The organism is Pseudonocardia tropica (assembly GCF_040105315.1).
GTDB lineage: Bacteria > Actinomycetota > Actinomycetes > Mycobacteriales > Pseudonocardiaceae > Pseudonocardia > Pseudonocardia alni.
The window spans coordinates 326818-350864 of record NZ_JBEDNP010000002.1 but is presented as its reverse complement, the minus strand read 5'-3'; the positions used below and the strand labels follow the sequence as shown (position 1 = coordinate 350864).

Below are 24047 nucleotides of genomic sequence, written 5' to 3'. Positions count from 1 at the left end.
CGGAGCGGCCGCCACAGAGCCGCCGGCACCGTGGCGCCGTCATCGCGTTCGCCGTCGCCGTGCCCGGTGCGCCCACCCGCGCACCGGGCGCGGTGCCGACCCGCAAGGAGAGTCCCGCCGATGGCCCCTCGCGTCCCCGACCCCGCTGAGCTCGCCCGCGGTGTCCTGGCCGGCGACCGCACCCTGCTCGCCCGGGCGATCACCCTGGTCGAGTCCAGCAGGCCCGACCACCAGCGGGCCGCCCAGGAGCTGCTCCTGGAACTGACCCCGAAGGCCGGGCACGCGGTGCGGGTCGGCATCTCCGGGGTACCCGGGGTCGGGAAGTCGACCTTCATCGAGGCGATGGGCTCCACGCTCACCGCCCGGGGCCACCGGGTGGCGGTCCTCGCCGTCGACCCGTCGTCCACCCGTACCCGCGGGTCCATCCTGGGTGACAAGACCCGGATGCCGCGCCTGGCCGTCGACCCGCACGCGTTCGTGCGGCCGTCGCCGTCGGCGGGCACCCTCGGCGGGGTCGCCCGCCGCACCCGGGAGACGATGGTCGTCATGGAGGCCGCCGGGTTCGACGTCGTCCTCGTCGAGACCGTCGGGGTCGGCCAGTCCGAGACCGCCGTCGCCGGGATGGTGGACACCTTCCTGTTCCTCACCATCGCCCGCACCGGCGACGCGCTGCAGGGGATCAAGAAGGGCATCCTGGAACTCGCCGACGTCGTCGCCGTCAACAAGGCCGACGGCCCGCACGAGCGCGACGCCCGCGCCGCGGCCCGCGAGCTCGCCGGCGCGCTGCACATGATGACCCCCACCTCGGCGCACTGGCGCACGCCGGTGCTGTCCTGCTCCGCGCAGACCGGGAAGGGTCTGGACACCGTGTGGGAAAAGGTCACCGCGCACCGCGAGGCGCTCGACAAGGGCGGCGAGCTCGCGACCCGGCGCGCCGACCAGCAGGTCGAGTGGATGTGGCAGATGGTGCGCGACCGGCTCATGGACCGGGTGCTGCACGACCCGGCGACGGCCGAGCGGCTCCCGAAGCTCACCGCCGAGGTCCGCGACGGCGGGCTCACCCCCACCCTCGCCGCCCAGCAGATCCTCGACGTCCTGGGCTGAACCACCCGTCCCGGTCCCCGGGCGCACCCCGGCGCCGGCCGTGCCCGTCCCCGCCGTCGCGCTGACCTGCCGCCGCCGGTCAGGACGCGACCGGTGTGCGGGACCGGCTCGCGGACGCCGCCGCGGCGCGGGTGGTGCTCGACGTGGCGCTGCGCCCGGCGCTGCCCGACGGCGGCGTCCCCGGCCGCGGACGCCGCCTCGCCCGGGCACCGCGCGGCACCGGAGTGTTCCCGCTGCGGTCCGGGCCGTCCCGCGGTGCCCGACCGCTCGGGGCCGACCGCTCAGCGCCGGGCGTCGGCCAGCTTCTCCGCCAGCGCCGACCGCAGGATCGCCTGCTCGGCGGCGAGCATCGTGAACGTGCACCCCAGCGCCCGGAAGCGCCGCACGTGCGCGGGGGAGTCGCAGTAGATCCCCACCGGCACCCCGGCCCGGGCGCACTCCGCGGCGATCCCGGAGACCAGCTCGGCGTGCCGGTCGGACTCCGGGCCGCCGTCGCCCTGGGCGGCGAGCGGGAGCCCGTGCGCCAACGCCAGGTCCGACGGCCCGACGAACACCGCCGCCACCCCGTCGACGGCGACGACGTCGGACAGGTTCGCCACCGCCGCGACCGTCTCCACCATCACCACCGTGTGCGGCGGCGCGAACACGTCGCGGCCCTGCCACGACGGGCGGACCGGCCCGAAGCTGCGCACCCCGTCCGGCGGGTAGCGGCAGGCGGCGACCGCCGCCGCGGCCTGCTCAGCGGTCTCGACCAGCGGGACGATCACGCCGTCGGCGCCCCGGTCCAGGGCCCGCCCGATGCCCTCGGCACCGTGCCCGGGGACCCGCACCAGCGACGGCGTCCCCGTCGCGGACAGGGCCTGCAGCATGCCCAGGACGGTGTCGTCGCCGATCAGGCCGTGCTGGGTGTCGACGCAGACGAGGTCGAACCCGACGGAGCCGGCGATCTCGGCGACGGCGGGGGAGGGCAGCTGCAGCCAGCCACCGACCGCGTCGCCGGTGAACAGGGGATCAGGGGTCATGCGACGACCGTGCCGCCCCACGCTCCCGACCCGCCAGTCGAGACCGCCGTCTCGCTGCTCCCGGTCCTGCTCGCCGGCTGCGGCGACGGTGCCACCGAGAACCCCCCGCCCGCGGGCGGGGACGGTGCGGCCCCACCGCGCTGTGCGCCGGGCTCCCCCGAGCCCGACCGCGTCCTCCCGCGCACGGACCTCCACCCCTCGGCTGTCCGCCGATCGCGCCGACCGTGACGACCGGGGGCAACGGGGTGAACGGGAGGACCGACCTGCTGCTCGTCGGCCGTGCGCCGGGCCCGGCCGGTGCCGCGCGGCGCTCGTCGACGACCTCGCCCTGCGGGCCCGCGCCGTGGGTGCGCGCGCCGGGTCGGGTGGGGCGGGGTGCCATCATCACCCCATGTCGTCGCCGTCCGCGCAGCCGGTGTCCCTGCCCGCCCGGCCGGTGGTCGGGGTCCTGCACCCCGGCGCGATGGGCGCCGCGCTCGGGTCGGCGCTCAAGGCCCGCGCGGGCGCGGTGATCTGGGCCGACGCCGGCCGCTCGCACACCACCGCCAAGCGCGCCGAGCTGGCCGACCTGCAGGCGGTGCCGACCGTCGCCGACCTCGCCGCCCGGGCCGACGTGATCGTGTCGATCTGCCCGCCGCACGCCGCGCGCGAGGTCGCGGGCCTGGTGGGCGCCGGGCTGGCCGGGCGCACCGACCGCCCGCTCTACGTCGAGGCCAACGCGGTGTCCCCGGACACCGTGCGCGGCATCGCGACGCTGCTCGGCGACCGCGCGACGGTCTGCGACGGCGCCGTCATCGGCCCGCCCGCCTGGACGGCGGGCACCACCACGCTCTGGCTGTCCGGGCCCGGGGCGGACACCGCCGCCCCCCTGTTCGAGCCCGGCCCGTTCGCCGCCCGGGTACTCGGGACCGCCGGGACCGACCTGGGCGCCGCGAGTGGGCTGAAGGCCTGCTTCGCGCTGCAGAGCAAGGCCGCACCGATGCTGTGGCTGGCGCTGGAGGAGGCCGCGGCGGCGTTCGGCGTCACCGGCGCCCTGCACGCCGAGCTGGACCGGGCCGGGGTCGACCACACCGCCGCGCTGGCCCGCGCCCGCGAGCGGATGGCGGGCAAGGCGTGGCGCTGGGCGGGGGAGATGGACGAGGCGGCCGACGCGTTCGCCGCCGCCGGGGTGCCCGACGGCTTCTCCCGCGCCGCCGCCGAGCTGTACCGGCGCGCGGCCGGGGCCGGGCCGGGCGGGTGAGCCGGGCCCGTCCCGCGCCGGTGGCACCGGACCCGGTGCCGTCGCCGGACAGGTCGACCGCTCCCGGCCGAGGCCGCGCGCCCGCGCGAGCCGCTCGGGGATCACGTCCCCGACGACGACCGCGGCCGACCCCCGGCAGCTGCGCGGTGTGCGCCGCGGCCGGCCCGACCGGCCCGGCTCCGGCCGCCCGGACCGTCGTGGGGGCGCGGGATCGGTCGTGCGCACGCGGCGACGTGTCCCGCAGCGGTCCTGTGCCGATGGCCGGGTCCGGTCCGGGCGGAGGCGGTCGGGACGGGTCATACTGCCGCCATGGCCAGTGACGATCTTCTCGAGCCGCCTGTCCCGGTGCTCACCGCGCCGTACCACACCCCCGAGCGCGAGGCGTTGCAGAAGCAGGCCCGCGAGTTCGCCGCGACCCGGGTGCTGCCCGTCGCCGACGAACTGGACCCGCGCAAGGGCGAGATCCCGCGCGACCTGCTCGACGAGATGGGCGAGCTGGGGTACTTCGGCATCACCGTCGACCGCCAGCACGGCGGGCTCGGCCTCGGGGCGTTCGAGTACTGCATGGTCGCCGAGGAGCTCGCCCGGGCGTGGATGAGCGTCGGGTCCATCATCGCCCGCGCGCAGGGCGCCGGGACCGCCGTCACCGACCCGGAGCGCCGTACCGAGCTGCTGCGCCGGTCCGCCCGCGGGCAGTGGATCGGTGCGATCGCGCTGTCCGAGCCCGACGCCGGGTCCGACCTGGCCGGGGTGGAGACCCGCGCGGTCCGCGACGGCGACGAGTTCGTCATCACCGGGCACAAGCGCTGGACCGGCAACGCCAAGGCCGCCGACTTCATCCAGGTGCTGGTGCGCACCGACGACCCGGCACCGGGGGAGAAGCGCTCCGCGGGCCTGGCGACGGTCGTCGTGGAGAAGGAGCGCGACACCTTCCCCGCCGGGATCACCGGCCGCCCGATCGACAAGATCGGCTATCACGGCTTCGTCACCTGGGACCTGGAGTTCGACGGCGTGCGGGTGCCGGTCGGCAACCAGCTCGGCGCCGGCGGCGAGGGCTTCGCCGACGCCCAGTCCTGGCTGAACATCGCCCGGGTGCACACCGCCGCGCGGGCGGTCGGGCTGGCCAGGGCCGCCGTCGAGGACTGCGTGCGCTACCTGCAGCGACGCCACCAGTTCGAGCACCCGATCGGTGACTTCCAGGCCGTCCGGTTCACCCTGGCGACGATGGCCGCCCGGGTCGAGCAGGCCCGCGCCTTCTACCGGAACGTGGCGCACCGGCTCGACCTCGGCGAGCCCTGCGAGCGGGAGGCGGCGATGGTCAAGCTGCTGGCCACCGAGATGGCCGCCGAGGTCACCGCGGACGGCATCCAGCTGCACGGCGGCAACGGCTACACCACCGAGCACCAGGTGGAACGGCACTGGCGCGACGCCCGGCTGACCACGATCTTCGAGGGGACCAGCGAGATCCAGCGCAAGATCATCTCCGACCGGCTGCTGCCGCGCAGCCCGCTCGGCTGACGTCGGCGCCGCGGCGTCAGCGGAAGGCGGCCCGTACCGCGCCGAGGGCGTCGGACTCGTCGAGCCCGAGCCGCCGGGCGAGCTCGGCCAGCTCGCCGGCCTTGCGCTCCAGCTCGGCGCGGCCGCCGGTGGCCCGCTCGGTGAGCACGGCCCCGCGGCCGCGCCGCAGGTCGACCAGCCCCTCGTCGCGCAGCTGCTGGTAACCGCGCAGCACGGTGTGCAGGTTGATCCCCAGCGCGCCCGCGACCTCGCGGGCCGGGGGGAGCCGGTCCCCGGCGGCGGCCCGGCCGTCGGCGACCGCCCGGCGGACCGAGGCCGCGACCTGGTCCCCGAGCGGCACCGGCGACGACGGGTCGACCCGGATCAGCACGACGGTGCGGCGCCGGCCGCGCCGTGCCCGGCGCGACGGTCGAGCTCGGCGTTGACCAGCCCGGCGGCGGTGGCGGCGTCGGGCACGGTGACGACGAACCGGCGGTCGTCGGTGAGGTCGAGCACCAGCGCCTCCCCGGCCCGACGGGCGCGGTAGCCGAGCACGGACGGCGACCGGCGCAGGACGCCGTACTCGTTCCATCCGAAGCGCTCCGGGTCGAGCTGCTCCGACCGCGCGCCGCGGACCTCGGCGAGCGGCGCCTCGGCCAGCGGCCGTCCGAGCAGCGCCTGCCGGACGTGCACGCCGTCGCCGTCGACGCGGACCCGGGCGACGGCGGTCAGTGCGGTCGAGACGACGGCGGCGGCGACGAGCACGACGACCAGCACCGCGCTGCCGCCGGCCGGCAGTTGGGCGGCCGCCGCCAGGAGCAGCACGGCCGCGACGAGCAGGGTGGGGCGGGACAGCACGGTGCGGGCCCACAGGTACCGCTCACCGGGCGCGAGCGGGGTGCGCGCCGCGCCGGCCGGGGCGCTGCCGGTCGCCGACGGCCGCGGGGCGTCGGGTCCGGCCAGCAGGTGTCCGATGCCGTAGGCGGCCGCGACCGCGGCCAGGACGCCGACGGTCCAGGCCCAGCCGGGGACCTGCGGGGCCAGCCGGGTGCCGGGCACCCACCACACGATGACGGCGAAGGCCCAGGCGGTGCCGACGGCGCGGCGCTCCACGTCGGGCCGCCCGGAGCGCAGCCGCGCCGGCGGCAGCCCGATCGCGAGCAGCCCCACGACGACCACCGCGAGGGTGCTCGGGAGGGTCCGGCCGGGCGGCTGGGTGGCCACGAGGGTCGCCAGGCCCGCGACGGTCAGTGCGGTGGCCGGTGCGGTGGCGAGGAGCCGGCGACGGCTCGTGTGTGCGACGGGTGTGGTCATGACGTCCCTCTCGTCGGGTGATCCGAATTTGTTTGCAATGTACTAGAACAATGCTTCCTGTGCATCCCCCCGGGGGCCGCAGGCGTGTCACGACCATGGCGCCCGACCCCGCGTCCGGGACCGTGCTCGACACCCCCGCCGGGGCCGGGGCCGGGGCCGGGCCCTGCCGCCGGTCCGCGACGGCGACCCGGTCGCCACGCGGGCGCACGACCGGTCGCCGCCCGGCCCGGCGCTGCCCGGGGTGCGGACCACCCGTCCGTGCCGGCGCGCCGGCCGCGTCCTCCACGGTGCTGCGTCGCTCGCCGGATCGGGTGAACCGTGGCGCCCGTGACCTGCACCGACGGGGTCGCGTCACGCGGACGTGACACGGACGACACGGTGCGGTAGCCGTCCTGCGCCACCCTGTGGCTCCCCGGTGGCGGGTCGTGACGACGACCGCACCGTGGGACGACACGGACGACAGCGGCGCCCGCGGGCCGCCGGTGTCGCGAGGCGCGGAGGGTGGATGGCACGGTCGGAGATCGGACGCACCGGGGCCCGGTTCGGGGCACCCCCGTCCCGGCACGCCCCCGACCCGGAGTACCCGCACGGCAGGCCGCCGGAGCCGGAACCGGAGCCCGCCGTCGTGGACCCGGAGCCGGAGTCCGGACCGGAGAACCTGGTCGGGGTGACCGGGGCCCGGTTCGGCGGGCACTCCGCGAAGCGGACCCGGCTGAGCCGCCGTGAGCGGGCGGCGCGCCGTGCGGCGGCCCGCGCGGAGACGGACGGGCACCCGGCCGACGACACCGCGGTGGGCCGCACCACGACCGGCGACCCCGCGGTGGCGGGGACCGTGGGCGGCCCGGACGGCGACACCGGCCCGCCCGGGCCCGCCGACACCGGCCCGCCCGGGCCCGCCGACACCGCGCCGCTGCCCGTGGTCGCCGGCCGCCCCGCGCCGGGACCGGGGCGTCCGGTCGCGCCGTCGGGCCCCGGGGTCGCACCGTCCGCGCCTGCGGACGGTGCGCCGCCGCACGTCCCGGCGTTCGCCGCGGTCCGGCCCTACGTCATGACCGGCGGCCGGACCCGGGTCCGCGCCGAGCTGCGGCTGGAGACCCTGGTGTCGGTGCGGCCCGGCCCCGGCCCCGTCCCGCGCGCCGACTCGGTCGAGCGCGCCACGGTGCTGCGGCTGTGCACCCGGCCGCGGTCGGTCTCGGAGGTCGCGGCACTGGCCGCGGTGCCGCTGGGCGTCGCCCGGGTGCTCATCGACGACCTCGCCTCCGAGGGGCGCCTGGTGGTGCACGGCGTGTCGTCGGCGGAGGACGGGCCGAGCGTCGCGCTGATGGACCGCGTGCTGGCCGGGCTGCGCCGGCTCTGACCCGCCGGTCCCGCGGGTGCCCTGCGGGTCCCGGCCGCCGGGGCCAGGATGGGGACATGACCGACTCCCGTCCCGTCCGCATCGGACTGCAGCTGCAGCCCCAGCACGCCGACTACGCCGACATCCGCCGCACCGTGGCCGCCGCCGAGGAGGCCGGCGTCGACGTCGTCTTCAACTGGGACCACTTCTTCCCGCTCTACGGCGAACCCGACGGCAAGCACTTCGAGTGCTGGACCATGCTCGGCGCCTGGGCCGAGGCGACCTCCCGGGTGGAGATCGGCGCCCTGGTGACCTGCAACAGCTACCGCAACCCCGAGCTGCTCGCCGACATGGCCCGCACCGTCGACCACATCTCCGGCGGCCGGCTGATCCTGGGCATCGGCTCCGGCTGGTTCCAGCGCGACTACGACTCCTACGGCTACGAGTTCGGCACCGCGGGCGGCCGGCTGAACGACCTGGCCGCCGCGCTGCCCCGCATCCGGGACCGGTGGTCGAAGCTCAACCCCGCCCCGACCCGCGACATCCCGATCCTCATCGGCGGCGGCGGCGAGAAGAAGACCCTGCGCTACACCGCCGAGCACGCCGGCATCTGGCACGGCTTCGGCGACGTCGACACCGTCACCCGCAAGAGCGGCATCCTCGACGGGCACTGCCGCGACATCGGCCGCGACCCGGCCGAGATCGAACGCTCGGTCGGCGTCGAGGGCGCCCCGGAGGACGACGGCGCCGCCCTGTACGACGCCGGGGTGCGCCTGTTCACCGTCGGCCAGGACGGGCAGGGCGGCTACGACCTGTCCCGGCTGAAGGACTGGATCGTCTGGCGCGACGAGCGCAACGGCTGAGCTCAGAGCGCGCGCAGGAACGGGTCCCGGATCAGGTCCGGGACCCGTTCCGCGACGACCGCGGGTGCGTAGTACCAGCCCTGGGCGTTGGCGCAGCCGTACTCGCGCAGCCGCGCCGCCTGCTCCCGGGTCTCCACCGCCTCCGCGGTGACCTCCAGGTCCAGCGCGGAGGCCAGCGAGATCAGCGTGCGCAGGATGACGTCGTCGCGCTCGGCGGTCCCGGCCAGGAAGTGCCCGGCCAGCTTGAGCCGGTGCACCGGCAGGTGCCGCAGGTAGGCGAGGTTGGAGTAGCCGGTCCCGAAGTCGTCGATGGCGATCTTCACGCCGAGCTTGTCGAGCTCGCGCAGCGTGGCCAGCGGCCGGCCGGGGGAGCCCATCAGGTCGGACTCGGTCAGCTCGACCTGCAGCAGCTCCGGCGGCCAGTCGTGGCGCTCCAGCGTCGCCGCGACGTCGGCGACCAGGTCCGACTCGGTCACCTGCCGGGCGGCGACGTTCACGCTGATCGTCAGCGGCCTGCCCGGGTGCGCGTCGGCCCAGACCCGGCCCTGCCGGCACGCCTCGTCGAGGACCCGGCGGCCCAGCGGCACGACCAGCCCGGTCTCCTCGGCGAGCGGGATGAACCGGTCGGGGCCCAGCAGCTGCCCGTCGGGTCGCTGCCAGCGCACCAGCGCCTCGACCCCGATGGTCTGCTCGTCGGCCAGGCGCACCAGCGGCTGGTAGACGACCACGAAGTCGTCGCGGCGCAGCGCCTCGGGCATCTGCGAGGACAGCTCGAAGCGGGCGACGTCGTCGCGGTGCCGGTCACGGTCGTAGAACACGTAGCGCCCGCGGCCGGCGCGCTTGGCCGAGTACAGGGTGGTGTCGGCGGCGGCGATCAGCTCGTCGGTGTCCAGCTCGCCGTCGTGGCGCACCACCCCGACGCTCGCCGAGATCACGATGTCGCGGCCGTCGACGCGCACCGGCCGGCGCACGGTCCCCAGCGCGCGGGTCGCGACCTCCTCCAGCTCGGCCCGGTCGGCGGTGCGCGGCACCAGCACGACGAACTCGTCGCCGCCCATCCGCGCGACGAGGTGCCCGCCGGGCTCCAGCGCACCCCGCAGCCGCTCGGCCAGCACCTGCAGCAGCCGGTCCCCGGCCTGGTGGCCCAGGGTGTCGTTGACGACCTTGAACCCGTCGAGGTCCAGGTAGCAGACCCCCGGGCGGGCGCCGGAGGAGCCCGCGTCGATCGCGGCGCCCAGGCGCTCGAAGAACAGCGACCGGTTGGGCAGCCCGGTCAGCGGGTCGTGCGACGCCTGGTGGGCCAGGCTCTCCTGCATCAGCAGCTGGTCGGTCACGTCGGTCACCACCGCGACGAGCAGCTGCTCGTCACCACCGACCGGGCCGAGCAGGGTGACGACGGTGTCGATCCACACGTCGCTGTCGTCGGCGCGCCGGACCGGGCGGACCACCCGGAGCCGGTCCAGGGAGCCGTCGAGCAGCCGCGGCCCCTCCGCCCACACCTCCGGCGCCGACGCCCGGGGGACGAAGTCGGTGACCCGCATCCTCAGCAGCTGGGCGGGGGTGTACCCGGACATGACGGCGGCGGTCTCGTTGACCTCGACGAGCCGGCCGTCCGGCTCGAAGATCACGATCCCGACGGCCGCGGAGTCGACGACGGTCCGCAGCCGCAGGTCCGAGCGGCGACGGGCCTCCTCGGCGACGCGGCGGGCCTCCAGCGCGGCCCGGGTGACCTGCTCGTGCTCGGCGAGGACCAGGCTGCGGGTGGCCTCGGTGAACCCGCGGGCGAACGCCGCCAGCACGGCCGCGATCCGCCGGACCCGGGCGGCGGTGTCCGCGGCCGGCTCCAGGTGCGCCCCGAGCAGCTCCATGCCGATCTCCATGCAGCCCGGCTGGTGGATCCGTGCCCGCACCAGGTCCCCGCCGGCGGCGGCCGGGAGGGCCGGGTCGTACCGCTCCGCCAGTGCGGCCTCCCGCAGCCGGCCGGTCACCCGGTCGAGGACCGGGCGCAGCTCGGTGACCGGCAGTACCGAACGGCGGGCCAGCTCCGAGGCCCAGGGACCGGCGAGGTCGGCGGGGTCGGGGAGTGCTGCGGGGACGAGCGCCCGTCCGTGGTCGGCGCGAGCAGCGGCGACGTCGGCCTGCCGCATCCACCGCCCCCGTTCGCTCCGGTGGGAGGGACTTCCCTCATGATCGGAATGATCGGTGAACACCGTAACCGATCCGACCCGCCCGGTGGGGCCGACCGGGTTACGTCGGTGCCCTGTCGCGGGCCGGACGGGTCAGGCCGGCGACCCGTCGGTCACCTCCGTCACCCACACGACGGCCTCACCGGCCTCGTCGGAGGCAGCGAGGTCCACCTCGGCGGTGATCGCCCAGTCCCGGTCGCCGGCCGGGTCGTCGAGGACCTGGCGCACCAGCCAGCGGTCGGCCTCCTCGGTGAGGTCGAACAGCGCGGGCCCGCGCGCGTCCGGCCCGAAGCCGATCCGGTCGTGGATCGCGAGGTAGGGAGCCAGGGCGTCCCGCCAGCGGTCGGCGGTCCAGCCGGCGTCGGCGTCGAGGTCACCCAGCTCGGCGTAGCGGCCCATCGCCGCGAGCTCCACCCGGCGGAACAGCGCGTTGCGCACCATGACCCGGAACGCGCGGGCGTTGCCGGTGACCCCGGTCGGCGTGGCGACCGCGACCTCGGCCCCCGGCGGCAGCACCTCCCCGTCGGCACCCGCGCCGGCGGCGAGCTTCTCCCACTCGTCGAGCAGCGAGGAGTCGGTCTGGCGGACCAGCTCGCCCAGCCACTCCACGAGGTCGGTGAGCTCCTCGGTGCGGGCGTGCTCGGGCACGGTCTGGCGCAGCGCACGGTAGGCGTCGGCCAGGTAGCGCAGCACCAGGCCCTCGGAGCGGGCGAGCTGGTAGTGCGAGACGTACTCGGTGAACGTCATCGCCCGCTCGCTCATGTCCCGGACCACCGACTTCGGCGACAGGACGGCGTCGGCGACCCACGGTGCGCCGCGGCGGTAGGTCTCCAGCGCGGCGTGCAGCATCTCGTCGAGGGGCTTGGGGTGGGTGACCTCCTCCAGGCGGGCCATCCGCTCCTCGTACTCGATGCCGTCGGCCTTCATCGCCGCGATCGCCTCGCCGCGGGCCTTGTTCTGCTGGGCGGCGAGGATCTGGCGGGGGTCGTCGAGGGTCGACTCGATCACCGAGAGCACGTCGAGGGCGTAGGTCGGCGACTCCCGGTCGAGGAGCTCGAACACCGCCAGCGCGAACGGCGACAGCGGCTGGTTGAGCGCGAAGTCCAGCTGCAGCTCGTCGACCACCCGCGCCCGCGGACGGGTCGCACCGTCCACGGTGTACTGCTCGACGACGCCGGAGGTGCGCAGCGCCCGGTAGATCGCGATCGCCCGCAGCATGTGCTTCAGCTGCCGCTTGCGGGGCTCGTGGTTGTCGGTGAGCAGGTGCTCCATCGCCGCGTAGGTGTCCCCGCCGCGCGAGACCACGTTGAGCAGCATCGCGTGGGTGACCTCGAAGTGGCTGGTCAGCGGCTCCGGGCGGGCGTGGCGCAGCTTCTCGAACGAGGTCTCCGACCAGCCGACGAACCCCTCGGGGGCCTGCTTGCGCTGGACCTTGCGGCGCTTCTTCGGGTCGTCGCCCGCCTTGGCCAGTGCCTTGGCGTTCTCGATGTCGTGCTCGGGGGCCTGCGCGACGACGGTGCCGACGGTGTCGTACCCGGCCCGCCCGGCGCGGCCGGCGATCTGGTGGAACTCGCGGGCCTTGAGCGGGCGCACGCGGCGCCCGTCGTACTTGGACAGGGCGGTGAACAGCACCGTGCGGATCGGCACGTTGATGCCGACGCCGAGGGTGTCGGTGCCGCAGATGACCTTGAGCAGGCCGGCCTGGGCGAGGGTCTCCACCAGCCGCCGGTAGCGGGGGAGCATCCCGGCGTGGTGCACGCCGATCCCGTGGCGCACCAGCCGGGACAGGGTGCGGCCGAAGCCGGAGGTGAACCGGAACGCCCCGATCGTCTCGGCGATCGCGGCCTTGTCCTCGCGCGAGGTGACGTTGACGCTCATCAGCGCCTGCGCCCGTTCGACGGCGGCCTGCTGGGTGAAGTGCACGACGTAGACCGGCGCCTCACGGGTCGACAGCAGCTCGGTGATCGTCTCGTGCAGCGGCTCGACGACGTAGCGGAAGTGCAGCGGCACCGGCCGCTCCACCGAGGTGATCTCGGCGGTCTCCCGCCCGGTGCGCCGGGTCAGGTCCCCGGCGAAGAACGACGTGTCGCCCAGCGTGGCGCTCATCAGCAGGAACTGCGCCTGCGGCAGCTCGACGATCGGCACCTGCCAGGCCCAGCCGCGCGACGGGTCGGCGTAGAAGTGGAACTCGTCCATGATCACCGAGCCGACGTCGGTCCCGGGGCCCTCGCGCAGGGCGAGGTTGGCCAGGATCTCCGCGGTGCAGCAGATGATCGGCGCCTTCTCGTTCACCGCGGCGTCCCCGGTCAGCATCCCGACCTTGTCCGCGCCGAAGACCTCGCACAGCGCGAAGAACTTCTCGCTGACCAGCGCCTTGATCGGCGCGGTGTAGAAGCTGCGCTCCCCGCGGGCCAGCGCCGCGGCGTGCGCGCCGATCGCGACCAGCGACTTCCCCGAGCCCGTCGGCGTCGAGAGGATCACGTTGGCGCCGGTGACCAGCTCCAGCAGCGCCTCCTCCTGCGCCGGATACAGCGACAGACCGCGCTCGTCGAACGCCCACTCGGCGAAGGTGTCCACCAGCGCGGCGGGATCCGGGGGGTTCGCGGGGTCGGAGGAGCGCGGCAGCCGGTCGGTGAGCGTCATGATGGGACCGATCGTCGCAGACACCCCCGACACCGGGCGCCGCAGCGCCGAGGTGGCGCCCGCACTCGCCCGTGCGGGGGATAGCGTGGATGCCGTGGTGGGGGGCGGTGCGACGCACGGCGCCGGGCATGCGCGCGCCGGCGCGGGTCCTGCTGCGCCCATGCCCGACCTCGTCCCGCCGATGCTGCCCGCCGCGGGCGAGCTGACCGACGCGGGCGACCCGGACCGCTGGGCGGTCGAGTTCGCCTGGGAGGGCCACCGCTGTGTGGCCTACGCCCGGCCCGGCCGCGTCCGGCTGCTGTCCTCCACCGCGCGCAGCGTGACCGGGTCCTTCCCCGAGCTCGCCGTGCTCGGCGACCAGGCCCCGCCGGGCGGCATGGTGCTCGACGGCACCGTCGTCGCCCTCGACGAGGCGGGCCGCCCGTCGCGCGGTCCGCTGCTGCGCCGCACCGCGACGGTGTCCCCGGACGCGGCCCTGCGGACCGAGGTCCCGGTCGGCTACGTCGTCACCGACCTGCTGTTCTGCGACGGCCGCCGCACGTGCGAGCTGCCCTACCGGCGGCGCCGCGCGGAGCTGGAGGCGCTCGACCTGGCCGGGCCGAAGATCCTGGTCCCGCCCTCGTTCGGGCTCGACGAGGCCGACCTCGTGGTCCGCACCGCGGAGCGCTACGGCCTCGACGGGCTGCACCTGAAGCGGCTCGACCTGCCCTACCAGCCCGGGCGGCGCACCCGGAACTGGCTGCGGGTGCCGCTGCGCCGCCACCGGCAGGTGCTCGTCGCGGGCTGGGTGCCCGCCGGGGGCCCCGGCGGTGGCCGGGAGCGGATCGGCGCGGTGCTGCTGGCGCTGCCCGAGCCCGACGGGCTCCGCTACGTGGGCCGCGTCGGGATCGGCGCCGCCGACGTCGACGCCCGCACCGTCCTGCGCGTCCCCGCCACCGGGACCCCGCCGCTCGGGGTGCCCGACGGGATCGGCGTCGACGCCCGCTGGCTGGCCCCCGGCCTGGTCGCGGCGGTCGAGCACCGGGGCCGGACGGCCGCCGGGCGGCTCACCCTGCCGTCCTGGCGCGGACTGGTCGTGCCCGCCGAGCACGACGAGGACCTGGCCGCCGCGATCGAGGCGGCCCGCCGGGCGGCCTCGGCGGCCCGCCCGACCGTCGCGCTGCGCCGCCCGGGCCACGGGGCCGAGCAGGGACCCGGGCACGGCCCGGAGACCGTCGTCCTGCCCCGCGCCGGTGCCGCGGCCGCGCCGGGCACCCGGCCCGCGGCCGAGGACGGGGACGCCCCGCCGGGCACCCGCCCCCCGGGCTCCACCGGCCGCGCCGGCCCCGCGGACCCCGACCGGCCCGACCGGCCCGACCGGCCCGACCGGGACACGTCACCGGACGAGGGCCGCGTGGCGCGGCCCGGTGCGCACCGCGCCCCGGCCCCCGACGAGACCGTCCGCATCCGGGTCCGCGACGCCGTCCCGCCCGCCCCGGGGGAGCCCGTGGCGCCGGCCGCCGCTCCGGACGGCCCCTGGCACGGGCCGCTGTCGCGGCGGCTGGAGCAGCACTTCGTCTACAACACCCTCAACACCATCGCCTCGCTGGTGCGCACCGACCCGCCGCGGGCCCGGGAGCTGCTGCTCGGCTTCGCCGACCTGTCCCGGGCCGCGGACCGGGCCGGGGAGCCGTCGATCCGGCTCGACGAGGAGCTCGCCGCCGTGCGGGCGTACCTGCAGATCGAACGGACCCGCTTCGGCGCCCGGCTGACCACCGAGCTCGACGACCCGGCCGCGGCCGGGGTCGACCCGTCCTCGGCGGTGCCACCGCTGTCGGTGCTCGCCGCGGTCCGCCGCGGGGTGCAGGAGGAGATCGAGCCGCACAGCGCGGGCGGCGCGGTCCACGTGCGGCTGGATCCGGACGCCCCCGACGGGCCCGCGGCCCGGGTGGAGGTCCATCCGGCGGGACCGGCGGAGCGGTCCGCCCGCGCCCCGCTCGTCCTGTTGGTCCTGCCGCTGGGCGTGCCCGTCGTGTGACACCCGTCGGTGCGGGAGTGGCGTGCACCGCCCGGGGCGACGGACCTTCATCGATCCGGATAGCGTGCGCGCCATGCTGGGGCTGCCCGAGGGCACACGCGCGTGCCTGTTCGACCTGGACGGCGTACTCACCGACACCGCGAGCGTCCACGCCGCGGCGTGGAAGCAGATGTTCGACGAGTACCTCCGTTCCCGCGACGGTGACGGGTACACCCCGTTCGACGTCCACGCCGACTACGGTCCGTACGTGGACGGGAAGCCCCGCCTCGAGGGGACCCGCAGCTTCCTCGCCTCGCGCGGGATCGAGCTGCCCGAGGGGACCCCGGACGACTCCGCGGACACCGAGACCCTGTGGGGCCTGTCGACCCGCAAGAACGACCTCGTGCAGGAGCGCATCCGCACCGACGGCGTCGACGTCTACCCGGGGTCCTGCCGCTACCTGGAGGCGGTGAAGGACGCCGGGCTCACCACCGCCGTCGTGTCCTCCAGCGCGAACGCCGAGCAGATCCTGCGGGTCACCGGGCTCGAGACCTTCATCGACCACCGCGTCGACGGCGTCACCGCCCGCGAGCGCGGCCTGCCCGGCAAGCCCGCGCCCGACACCTTCCTCGCCGCCGCGGCCGACCTCGGGGTCGACCGGTCCGCCGCGGTCGTGTTCGAGGACGCGCTGGCCGGCGTGCAGGCCGGCCACGCGGGGGACTTCGGCGCCGTCGTCGGCGTCGACCGTCTCGACCAGGCGGACGCGCTGCGCGAGCACGGCGCGGACGTCGTCGTCACCGATCTCGCCGACCTGCTGGAGCGTTCGTGAAGCCCGACCACCTGCCCACCTTCACCGTCGAGCCGTGGGTGGTCCGCGAACCGCGCCTCGACCTGGACGCGATGGGCCAGACCGAGTCGGTCTTCGCGCTGTCCAACGGCCACATCGGGCTGCGCGGCAACCTCGACGAGGGCGAGCCGCACGTCCTGCCCGGCACCTACCTGAACTCCTTCTACGAGGTCCGGCCGCTGCCCTACGCCGAGGGCGGCTACGGCTACCCCGAGTCCGGGCAGACGATCATCAACACGACCAACGGCAAGCTGATCCGGCTGCTGGTCGACGACGAGCCGTTCGACCTGCGCTACGGCACCCTGCACCGGCACGAGCGGGTGTTGGACATGCAGGCCGGCACGCTGCACCGCGAGGTCGAGTGGGAGTCCCCGGCCGGGCGCCGGGTCCGGGTCCGCTCCACCCGCATGGTCTCGCTGACCCAGCGCGCGGTCGCCGCGATCTCCTACGAGGTCGAGCTGGTCAGCAACGGCAACGACGGCAGCGGCGCGGCCGGTGACGCCGCGCTGCTGGTGCTGCAGTCCGAGCTCGTCGCCAACGAGCAGCTGCCCGGCCGCGACGCGGACGACCCGCGCCTGGACACCGCGCTGGACAACGTCCTCGAGCCCGAGCAGTCCCGCGCCGGCGACGCCGGGGCCACCCTGGTGCACCGCACCCGCAAGTCGGAGCTGCGCTGCGGCGCCGCGATGGAGCACGAGGTGGTCGGCCCGGACGGCGTCCAGGTGTCCACCGACGCCAACGAGGACCTCGCCCGCACCACCGTCATCGCCCGGGTCAGGCCCGGCCAGTCGCTGCGCGTGGTCAAGTACCTCGCCTACGGCTGGTCGTCGCGGCGGAGCCTGCCCGCCGTCTACGACCAGGTGCGCGCCGCCATCGCCGCCGCCCGCTACACCGGCTGGGACGGCCTGGTCGCCGAGCAGCGCGACTACCTCGACGACTTCTGGGCCACCGCCGACGTCGAGATCGACGGCGACGCCGAGCTGCAGCAGGCCGTGCGGCTGGCGACCTTCCACATCCTGCAGGCCGGCGCCCGCGCCGAGCGTCGCTGCATCCCGGCCAAGGGGCTGACCGCCGACGGCTACGACGGCCACACCTTCTGGGACACCGAGACGTTCTGCCTGCAGGTGCTGTCCTTCGTCGCGCCGGAGGCCGCGGCGGACGCGCTGCGCTGGCGCAAGTCGATCCTGCCCCTGGCCTTCGAGCGCGCCGAGACCCTCGGCCTCCAGGGAGCGGCGTTCCCGTGGCGCACCATCCGCGGCCACGAGTGCTCCGGCTACTGGCCCGCGGGCACCGCGGCGTTCCACATCAACGCCGACATCGCCGACGCGGTGAAGCGGCACGTGCACGCCACCGGCGACACCAAGTTCGAGCTGGAGGTCGGGCTGGAGCTGCTGGTCGCGACCGCGCGGCTGTGGCGCTCGCTGGGCAGCCACGACTCGGCGGGCAACTTCCGCATCGACGGCGTCACCGGCCCCGACGAGTACTCCTCGATCGCGGACAACAACGTCTACACCAACCTGATGGCCCAGCAGAACCTGCGCTACGCCGCCGAGGTCGCCGCGAAGCACCCGCGGTCGGCGTCGCGGCTCGGGGTGGACTCCGAGGAGATCGCGTCCTGGCGCGACGCCGCCGGTGCCATGTTCATCCCGTTCGACGAGCGCCTGGGCGTGCACCCGCAGTCCGAGGGCTTCACCGACCACCAGCGGTGGAACTTCGAGGACACCCCGGCCGAGCGGTACCCGCTGCTGCTGAACTACCCGTACTTCGACCTGTACCGCAAGCAGGTCATCAAGCAGGCCGACCTGGTGCTGGCGATGCAGATCTTCCCGGAGGCGTTCACCGAGGAGCAGAAGCGCCGCAACTTCGCCTACTACGAGGCGATCACCGTGCGGGACTCCTCGCTCTCGGCGTGCACCCAGTCGGTGATGGCCGCCCGCACCGGGCACCTGGAGCTGGCCCACCAGTACCTCGCCGAGGCCGCGCTGGTGGACCTGCAGGACCTCGCGGGCAACACCGACCACGGCATGCACATCGCGTCGATGGCCGGTACCTGGACCGCGGTCGTGCTGGGCTTCGGCGGGATGCGCTGCGAGGCCGACGGGCTGTCGTTCGCGCCGGTGCTCCCGGCGTCGCTGTCGCGGATCTCGTTCGGCCTGAAGTGGCAGGGGCGCCGGATCCGGGTCTCGATCACCCCCGAGGAGACCGAGTACCGGCTCACCGACGGCGCCCCGATGCGGCTGCGCCACCACGGCGAGCCCATCGCGCTCGACGACGAGGGCCCGGCCACCGCGCCGACCCCCACCCCGGAGTGGGTCGAGCCGGTGGAGCAGCCCCACGGGCGGGCCCCCCGGGTCCGCGGCTGACCGCGCCCGGCCGCCGCCGCCACGTCACCGGGTGCGGGCGCGGGTGCCGGTCGCGGGCGGCCGGCACCGGGCCCGTCGTTCACCGGATGGTCGTGCACCACTGGTAGCCTGGCCAGTCGCTCCGTCGGCGACAGGTCCGTCCTGCCACCGCGCGGACGTGTCGTGTACGTCCCCCCGGTGGAGGATCCCCGCGCCGTGCCCGAACCCACTTCCGCTGCCGGCTCCCCGGCTGCCGCGGCCGACCCCGCCGCGCCGGTCGACCCGGAGCTGGCACACGAACAGTCCTACGTGGCCATGCTCTACGAGCAGCTCGAGGACCGCCGCCGCGACACCGCGCGTCGGCTGGCCGACACGCTGCGCGAGGAGACCGTCGGCACCCCTCAGGCCATCACCCAGCGCGACGCCGCCGCGGAGATGCTCACCGACCGGCTCGCCGGTCTGCGCGCCGCCGAGCACGGGCTGGCCTTCGGCCGGCTCGACGCCGACGACGGCGAGGTCCGCTACGTCGGCCGCATCGGCCTGCTCGACGAGGACAACGAGTACGAGCCGCTGTTGATGGACTGGCGGGCACCCGCGGCCCGGCCGTTCTACACCGCCACCGCCGCGAACCCCGAGGGGATGCGGCGGCGCAGGCATCTGCGGACCCGGCTGCGGCAGGTCGTCGCGGTCGACGACGAGCCGCTCAACCTGGCCGAGATGACCGAGGCGGAGCGGGCCCGCTCCGCCTCGGGGCTCACCAGCGAGGCCGCGCTGCTGGCGGCGGTCTCCTCGGCCCGTACCGGGCGGATGGGCGACATCGTCGCCACCATCCAGGGCGAGCAGGACCGGATCATCCGGTCGAAGCCGTCCGGGGTGCTGGTCGTGCAGGGCGGGCCCGGCACGGGGAAGACGGCGGTGGCGCTGCACCGCGCGGCGTACCTGCTCTACACCCACCGCGACCGGCTCGCCCGGCGCGGCGTGCTCGTCGTCGGGCCGAACCCGACGTTCCTGCGCTACATCGGTCAGGTCCTGCCCTCGCTGGGGGAGACCAGCGTCGTGCTCGGCACCGTCGCACAGCTGTTCCCCGGCCTGGAGGCCCGGCGGCCCGAGTCCCCGGCGACGGCCGAGCTGAAGGGCCGCGCCGAGATGGCGCCGGTGATCGCCGCCGCGGTGCGCGACCGGCAGCAGCTGCCGCGCACCCCGGTCGAGCTCGTCGTGGAGCAGCAGCGGCTCGTCCTCGACCGGGACACCGTCGCCCAGGCCCGCACCCGGGCCCGGCGCTCCCGCAGGCCGCACAACGAGGCCCGCCGCATCTTTCGCAAGGAGCTGCTGCGGCTGCTCGCCCAGCAGGTCGCCCGTCGCGTCGGCGGCGGCGAGGCCGGCCTGCTGGACCGGCGCGACGTCGACGACATCCGCGACGAGCTCGCCGAGTCCGCCCAGGTCGCGGCGCAGCTCGAGGAGCTCTGGCCGACGCTGTCGCCCGAGCAGCTGCTCACCGACCTGTTCGCCGACCGTCGCCGGCTCAACTCGGTGGCCCGGCGGATCCCGGCCCCCGAGCGGGCCCTGCTGGAGCGTCCGGCGCCCGGCGCCGACGTGCCCCCGGACCTGCGCTGGACCCCGGCCGACGTCGCCCTGCTCGACGAGGCCGCCGAGCTGCTCGGCGACGACGGCGCCGCCCAGGCCGCGGCCGAGGCCGCCGCGCTGCGCGAGGAGGTCGAGTACGCCCAGGGTGTGCTCGACGTGCTCGACCTGGAGGAGGACCTCGACCCCGAGCTGCTCCGCGCGACCGACATCATCGACGCCGACCGGCTCGCCGAGCGCATGCAGGTCTCCCGCTACGACTCCACCGCCGAGCGGGCGGCCGCGGACCGGGAGTGGACCTACGGCCACATCATCGTCGACGAGGCGCAGGAGCTGTCGGCGATGGCCTGGCGGATGGTCATGCGCCGCGCCCCCGCCCGGTCGATGACCCTGGTCGGGGACATCGCCCAGACCGGTGACCGCGGCGGCGCGGGCTCCTGGGACGAGGTGCTGTCGCCGTTCGTGGCGCGCCGCTGGCGCCTGGAGCAGCTGACGGTGAACTACCGGACCCCCTCGGAGATCGCCGACGTCGCCGACGACGTGCTCGCCGAGATCGACGCCTCGCTGCAGCCGCCCTCGTCGGTGCGCTCGACCGGGGTGCCGCCGTGGGCGGCGGCGCTGCCCGCCGGGGCCGACGGCGACCGGGTGCTGGTCGAGCGGATCCGTGCCGAGCGCGCCGCCGTCGGGGACGGGCGCACCGTCGTCCTCGCCCCCGAGGGCCGCGTCGACCACGTGCGCGCCGTGCTGGAGGCCGCCGGCCTCGTGACGCCGGCCGGGCCCGACACCGAGGAGACCGCCGGGGAGTCCGAGCTCGACGCCCCCGTCGTCGTTCTCCCGGTGGCCGCGTCGAAGGGCCTGGAGTTCGACGCCGTCGTGGTCGTCGAGCCGCAGGAGATGCTGGACGAGTCCCCGCGCGGGCTCAACGACCTCTATGTGGCGATCACCCGGGCCACCCAGCGCCTCGGGGTGCTCCACTCCGGGGATCTGCCGCCGGTGCTGAAGCGGATCGGGCGGGCCGGCTGAACCGGGCTCAGCCGGCCCGGTAGAGGTCGCGCAGCAGCGCGATCTCCGCCCCGTGGTGGATGGCCTCCCGGTGGATGTGCAGCACCAGGGTGGCCAGCGGCGCGTCGGCGTAGGGGCCCTCGGCCGGTCCGCACGGCCGGGCGAGACCCTCGGCGCCGAGCGCGGCGACCCCGGCGGTCCAGCGGGCGTACTCGGCGTCGAGTGCGTCCAGCGCCTCCGCCGCGGTGCCGGGGTAGGCGTAGGAGTGGTAGTCGACGGCCGGGCCGCCGAAGTGGGAGTGCGAGCGCATCGCGAACACCCCGACGAGGAGGTGCCCGAACCGCCACGCGATCGTCGTGACCGGTGGCGGCTCCGGCGTCGGGAACGCGAAGTCGATCACCCAGTCGCCGGACCCGGCGCCCGGCGGGGTCACCGACTCCCCGCGGCGGCGCACGCCCCAGCAGCCGGGCACCGGCTCGCGGTGGTACTCGTCGTCGGTCAGCCCGGCCAGCCGCGGGCGCAGCAAGGTGTCCCAGTGGAACGTCAGCTGCGCGAGCAGCTCGGCGTTCCAGTCGAGGGTCGTGGTGGGTGTCGTCATGCCCCCGGAGGCTAGGGCCGATCGAGGACGGCCGCGGTCCGCGTGGCGGGGCGGTGCGCTCGGCCGGCGACGCGGACCGGGCGGAACCCGGAGGTCCGCGCGCGCCGGGCCGCGGCGACCCGCGCGTCGGGCAGGTGCTGGTGCCGTGTCCCGCCGAGTGCGACGTCGAGCAGCTGGTGGCTCCGGCAGATCCCCGGCACCGGGACGCCGCGGGTCGGCGCCCGGTGCAGCGCGGCGAGGTCGGCGGCGTCGCGCTCGGTGCAGCAGGAGATCCCGTGGAGCGGCAGGGTCACGCCGGCCTCACGGGTCCGCACCGTGCAGCACGTCGATCACCTGGTCGCCGTAGCGCGCGAGCTTGCCCTCGCCGATCCCGGAGATCGTGCCCAGCGCGGCCCGGTCGGCGGGGGCGCGGGTCGCGATCTCGCGCAGCGTCGCGTCGTGGAAGATCACGTAGGCGGGGACGCCCTGCTCCTTCGCCGTCGCCGCCCGCCAGGCCCGCAGCCGCTCGAACACCGGCGCGAGCTCGGCCGGCATCTCCACGGCCTGCTTCGACCCGCCCCGCGACCGCGACGACCGCGCGGCGCGCTCCGGCTCGGTGCGCAGCATGACCTTCTGCTCGCCGCGCATCGCCGCGGGGGACTCGTCGGTGAACCGCAGCGTCGAGTAGTTCCCGCCGACGGTCAGCAGCCCGCGCGCGACGAGCTGGCGCAGCACGTTGCGCCACGCGACGTCGGTCAGGTCGGTCCCGACGCCGAACACCGACAGCTCGTGGTGGCGGTGCTGGTCGACCTTGGGGGTGCGCTTGCCCAGCAGGATGTCGACGACCTGCCCGGCGCCGAACTCCTGGTTGCGCTCCTTCTTCAGCCGCCACACCGTCGACAGCACCTTCTGCGCCGCGACCGTGCCGTCCCACGACGACACCGGCGTCAGGCAGGTGTCGCAGTTCCCGCACATCTGCGCACCAGGCCCCTGCCCGAAGTACCGCAGAAGCTGCCCCCGGCGGCACTCGGTGGTCTCGCACAGCGCGAGCATCGCGTCGAGGTGCTGGGCCAGGCGCCGCTTGTGCGCGGCGTCCCCCTCGCCGTCGTCGATCATCTTCCGCTGCTGGACGACGTCGGCGAGCCCGTAGGCCAGCCACGCCGTCGACGGCTCGCCGTCGCGGCCCGCGCGGCCGGTCTCCTGGTAGTAGCCCTCCACGGACTTCGGCAGGTCCAGGTGGGCGACGAAGCGGACGTCGGGCTTGTCGATGCCCATGCCGAACGCGATCGTCGCGCACATGACCAGGCCGTCCTCGCGCAGGAACCGGGACTGGTTCTCCCGGCGCACCGACGCGTCGAGCCCCGCGTGGTACGGCAGTGCCCGGATCCCCTGCGCGGTGAGGAACTCCGCGGTCTGCTCGACCGACCTGCGAGACAGGCAGTAGACGATGCCCGCGTCCCCGGCGTGTTCGGAGCGCAGCAGCTCCAGCAGCTGGCGGCGCGGCTCGTTCTTGGCGACGATCCGGTACTGGATGTTTGGCCGGTCGAAGCTCGCGACGAAGTGCCGCGCCCCGGTCAGCTCCAGGCGCTGCGCGATCTCGGCGCGGGTCGCGTCGGTCGCGGTCGCGGTCAGCGCGATCCGCGGGACGTCCGGCCAGCGCTTCGGCAGCTCGGAGAGCAGCAGGTAGTCGGGCCGGAAGTCGTGCCCCCACTGCGCGACGCAGTGCGCCTCGTCGATCGCGAACAGGGCGATGCGCCCGCGTTCCAGCAGCCGCACGGTGGACTCGACCCGCAGCCGCTCCGGGGCGAGGTAGAGCAGGTCCAGCTCGCCCGCGAGGAACTCCTGCTCGGTGAGGCGGCGCTCGTCGGCGTCCTGGGTGGAGTTGAGGAAACCGGCCCGCACCCCGAGCGCGCGCAGCGCGTCGACCTGGTCCTGCATCAGCGCGATCAGCGGCGACACCACGACCCCGGTGCCCGGCCGGGCCAGCGCCGGGACCTGGTAGCACAGCGACTTGCCGCCACCGGTCGGCATGAGTACCAGCGCGTCCCCGCCGCCGGTGACCTGCTCGACGATCGCCTGCTGCTCGCCGCGGAACGCGTCGTAACCGAAGACGCGGCGCAGGATCTCGTGCGGGTCGCTGCTGTGCACCCGCTCCGGGACCGGCTCCGGCAGCCGCCCCGGCCCGGCGGGCGCGGCGGCACGGGCGTCCTCCGGTGGGGGTTCGTCGCCGTAGTCGTCCTCGGGCTCGGGCGGGAGCGGGATCTCGTCCGGGTCGGAGGCGTCGAACACGTCGTCGATCCTACGAGCCCCGTCACGTCCGCCCCGCCCGGCACTCGCCTCGCGGCACCACCGACCGCGCCGGACCCCGGGCCGGGGCGTGGTCCCGGTCACCGCCCGGGTGTCGCGGGCGCCGCGGTGCTGCGCCGGACGGCCCCGGGGTGTAGCAAGACCTGCAGGACCAACGGCGTTCGCAGACCGGACGCCGGGCGATCACGCG

Annotated in this window: 17 protein-coding genes; 9 read left to right on the top strand and 8 right to left on the bottom strand. The window is 75.8% G+C overall.

The window, feature by feature from the left end; genetic code table 11:
- The first annotated feature begins 120 nt into the window (after positions 1-120).
- Positions 121-1104: a methylmalonyl Co-A mutase-associated GTPase MeaB gene (gene meaB / locus WHI96_RS04900; protein WP_073574919.1), complete on the top strand. Its 984-nt coding sequence runs from the start codon at positions 121-123 to the stop codon at positions 1102-1104.
- Between the two features lie 281 nt (positions 1105-1385).
- Here the strand turns inward: meaB and WHI96_RS04895 are convergent, their stop codons facing one another.
- Entirely contained in the window at positions 1386-2126 is a 741-nt protein-coding gene (locus WHI96_RS04895) for an HpcH/HpaI aldolase family protein (protein ID WP_345649882.1), read from the bottom strand.
- 391 nt (positions 2127-2517) lie between these two features.
- Here WHI96_RS04895 and WHI96_RS04890 point away from each other — a divergent pair, with 391 nt between their 5' ends.
- Together WHI96_RS04890 and WHI96_RS04885 are read left to right on the top strand one after the other, a co-directional pair.
- Entirely contained in the window at positions 2518-3366 is an 849-nt protein-coding gene (locus WHI96_RS04890) for an NAD(P)-dependent oxidoreductase (RefSeq protein ID WP_345649880.1), read from the top strand.
- Between the two features lie 309 nt (positions 3367-3675).
- Positions 3676-4884, top strand: coding sequence for an acyl-CoA dehydrogenase family protein (locus WHI96_RS04885; protein ID WP_345649877.1), 1209 nt, complete (start codon positions 3676-3678; stop codon positions 4882-4884).
- Positions 4885-4900: 16 nt separating this feature from the next.
- Here the strand turns inward: WHI96_RS04885 and WHI96_RS04880 are convergent, their stop codons facing one another.
- Positions 4901-5254 (bottom strand): GntR family transcriptional regulator, encoded by a 354-nt coding sequence (locus WHI96_RS04880; RefSeq protein ID WP_062394920.1) that lies wholly within the window; start codon positions 5252-5254, stop codon positions 4901-4903.
- Positions 5248-6177, bottom strand: coding sequence for a hypothetical protein (locus tag WHI96_RS04875; RefSeq protein ID WP_345649874.1), 930 nt, complete (start codon positions 6175-6177; stop codon positions 5248-5250). The genes WHI96_RS04880 and WHI96_RS04875 overlap by 7 nt, the downstream gene beginning before the upstream one ends.
- Positions 6178-6682: 505 nt before the next feature.
- On the opposite strand from WHI96_RS04875, the gene WHI96_RS04870 reads away from it, so the two are divergent.
- A complete protein-coding gene (locus tag WHI96_RS04870; RefSeq protein ID WP_349302346.1) occupies positions 6683-7534 on the top strand; it encodes a DUF742 domain-containing protein in 852 nt (283 codons plus the stop codon).
- 56 nt (positions 7535-7590) lie between these two features.
- A complete protein-coding gene (locus tag WHI96_RS04865) occupies positions 7591-8376 on the top strand; it encodes an LLM class F420-dependent oxidoreductase (protein ID WP_345649868.1) in 786 nt (261 codons plus the stop codon).
- Positions 8377-8378: 2 nt separating this feature from the next.
- Here WHI96_RS04865 and WHI96_RS04860 read toward each other — a convergent pair whose 3' ends face one another.
- Together WHI96_RS04860 and WHI96_RS04855 are read right to left on the bottom strand one after the other, a co-directional pair.
- On the bottom strand, positions 8379-10523 hold the full coding sequence (locus WHI96_RS04860; protein ID WP_345649865.1) for a putative bifunctional diguanylate cyclase/phosphodiesterase: 2145 nt from the start codon (positions 10521-10523) through the stop codon (positions 8379-8381).
- Positions 10524-10655: 132 nt separating this feature from the next.
- Positions 10656-13205, bottom strand: coding sequence for a DEAD/DEAH box helicase (locus tag WHI96_RS04855; RefSeq protein ID WP_345649862.1), 2550 nt, complete (start codon positions 13203-13205; stop codon positions 10656-10658).
- 160 nt (positions 13206-13365) lie between these two features.
- On the opposite strand from WHI96_RS04855, the gene WHI96_RS04850 reads away from it, so the two are divergent.
- From WHI96_RS04850 to WHI96_RS04835, 4 genes are all read left to right on the top strand, one after another.
- Positions 13366-15222 carry a histidine kinase gene (locus WHI96_RS04850; RefSeq protein ID WP_345649859.1) on the top strand — a complete coding sequence of 619 codons (1857 nt, stop codon included), beginning with the start codon at positions 13366-13368 and terminating at the stop codon, positions 15220-15222.
- Between the two features lie 73 nt (positions 15223-15295).
- Complete coding sequence (locus WHI96_RS04845; protein ID WP_345649856.1) at positions 15296-16030, top strand: beta-phosphoglucomutase family hydrolase; 735 nt, start codon at positions 15296-15298, stop codon at positions 16028-16030.
- Positions 16027-18411 (top strand): glycoside hydrolase family 65 protein, encoded by a 2385-nt coding sequence (locus WHI96_RS04840; RefSeq protein WP_345649853.1) that lies wholly within the window; start codon positions 16027-16029, stop codon positions 18409-18411. The genes WHI96_RS04845 and WHI96_RS04840 overlap by 4 nt, the downstream gene beginning before the upstream one ends.
- A gap of 195 nt (positions 18412-18606) precedes the next feature.
- Positions 18607-20994 (top strand): HelD family protein, encoded by a 2388-nt coding sequence (locus tag WHI96_RS04835; RefSeq protein WP_502310946.1) that lies wholly within the window; start codon positions 18607-18609, stop codon positions 20992-20994.
- A gap of 7 nt (positions 20995-21001) precedes the next feature.
- Here WHI96_RS04835 and WHI96_RS04830 read toward each other — a convergent pair whose 3' ends face one another.
- Genes WHI96_RS04830 through recQ form a run of 3 tightly spaced genes read right to left on the bottom strand, consistent with a single transcriptional unit; the run spans position 21002 to position 23698 of the window.
- On the bottom strand, positions 21002-21571 hold the full coding sequence (locus WHI96_RS04830; protein WP_345649850.1) for a DinB family protein: 570 nt from the start codon (positions 21569-21571) through the stop codon (positions 21002-21004).
- A gap of 11 nt (positions 21572-21582) precedes the next feature.
- The gene (locus WHI96_RS04825; protein ID WP_345649847.1) at positions 21583-21864 is read right to left on the bottom strand and encodes a gamma-glutamyl-gamma-aminobutyrate hydrolase family protein; all 282 of its coding nucleotides are present in this window, start codon (positions 21862-21864) and stop codon (positions 21583-21585) included.
- A 7-nt stretch (positions 21865-21871) separates the two neighbouring features.
- Positions 21872-23698 carry a DNA helicase RecQ gene (recQ, locus tag WHI96_RS04820; RefSeq protein ID WP_345649917.1) on the bottom strand — a complete coding sequence of 609 codons (1827 nt, stop codon included), beginning with the start codon at positions 23696-23698 and terminating at the stop codon, positions 21872-21874.
- Positions 23699-24047 lie beyond the last annotated feature (349 nt).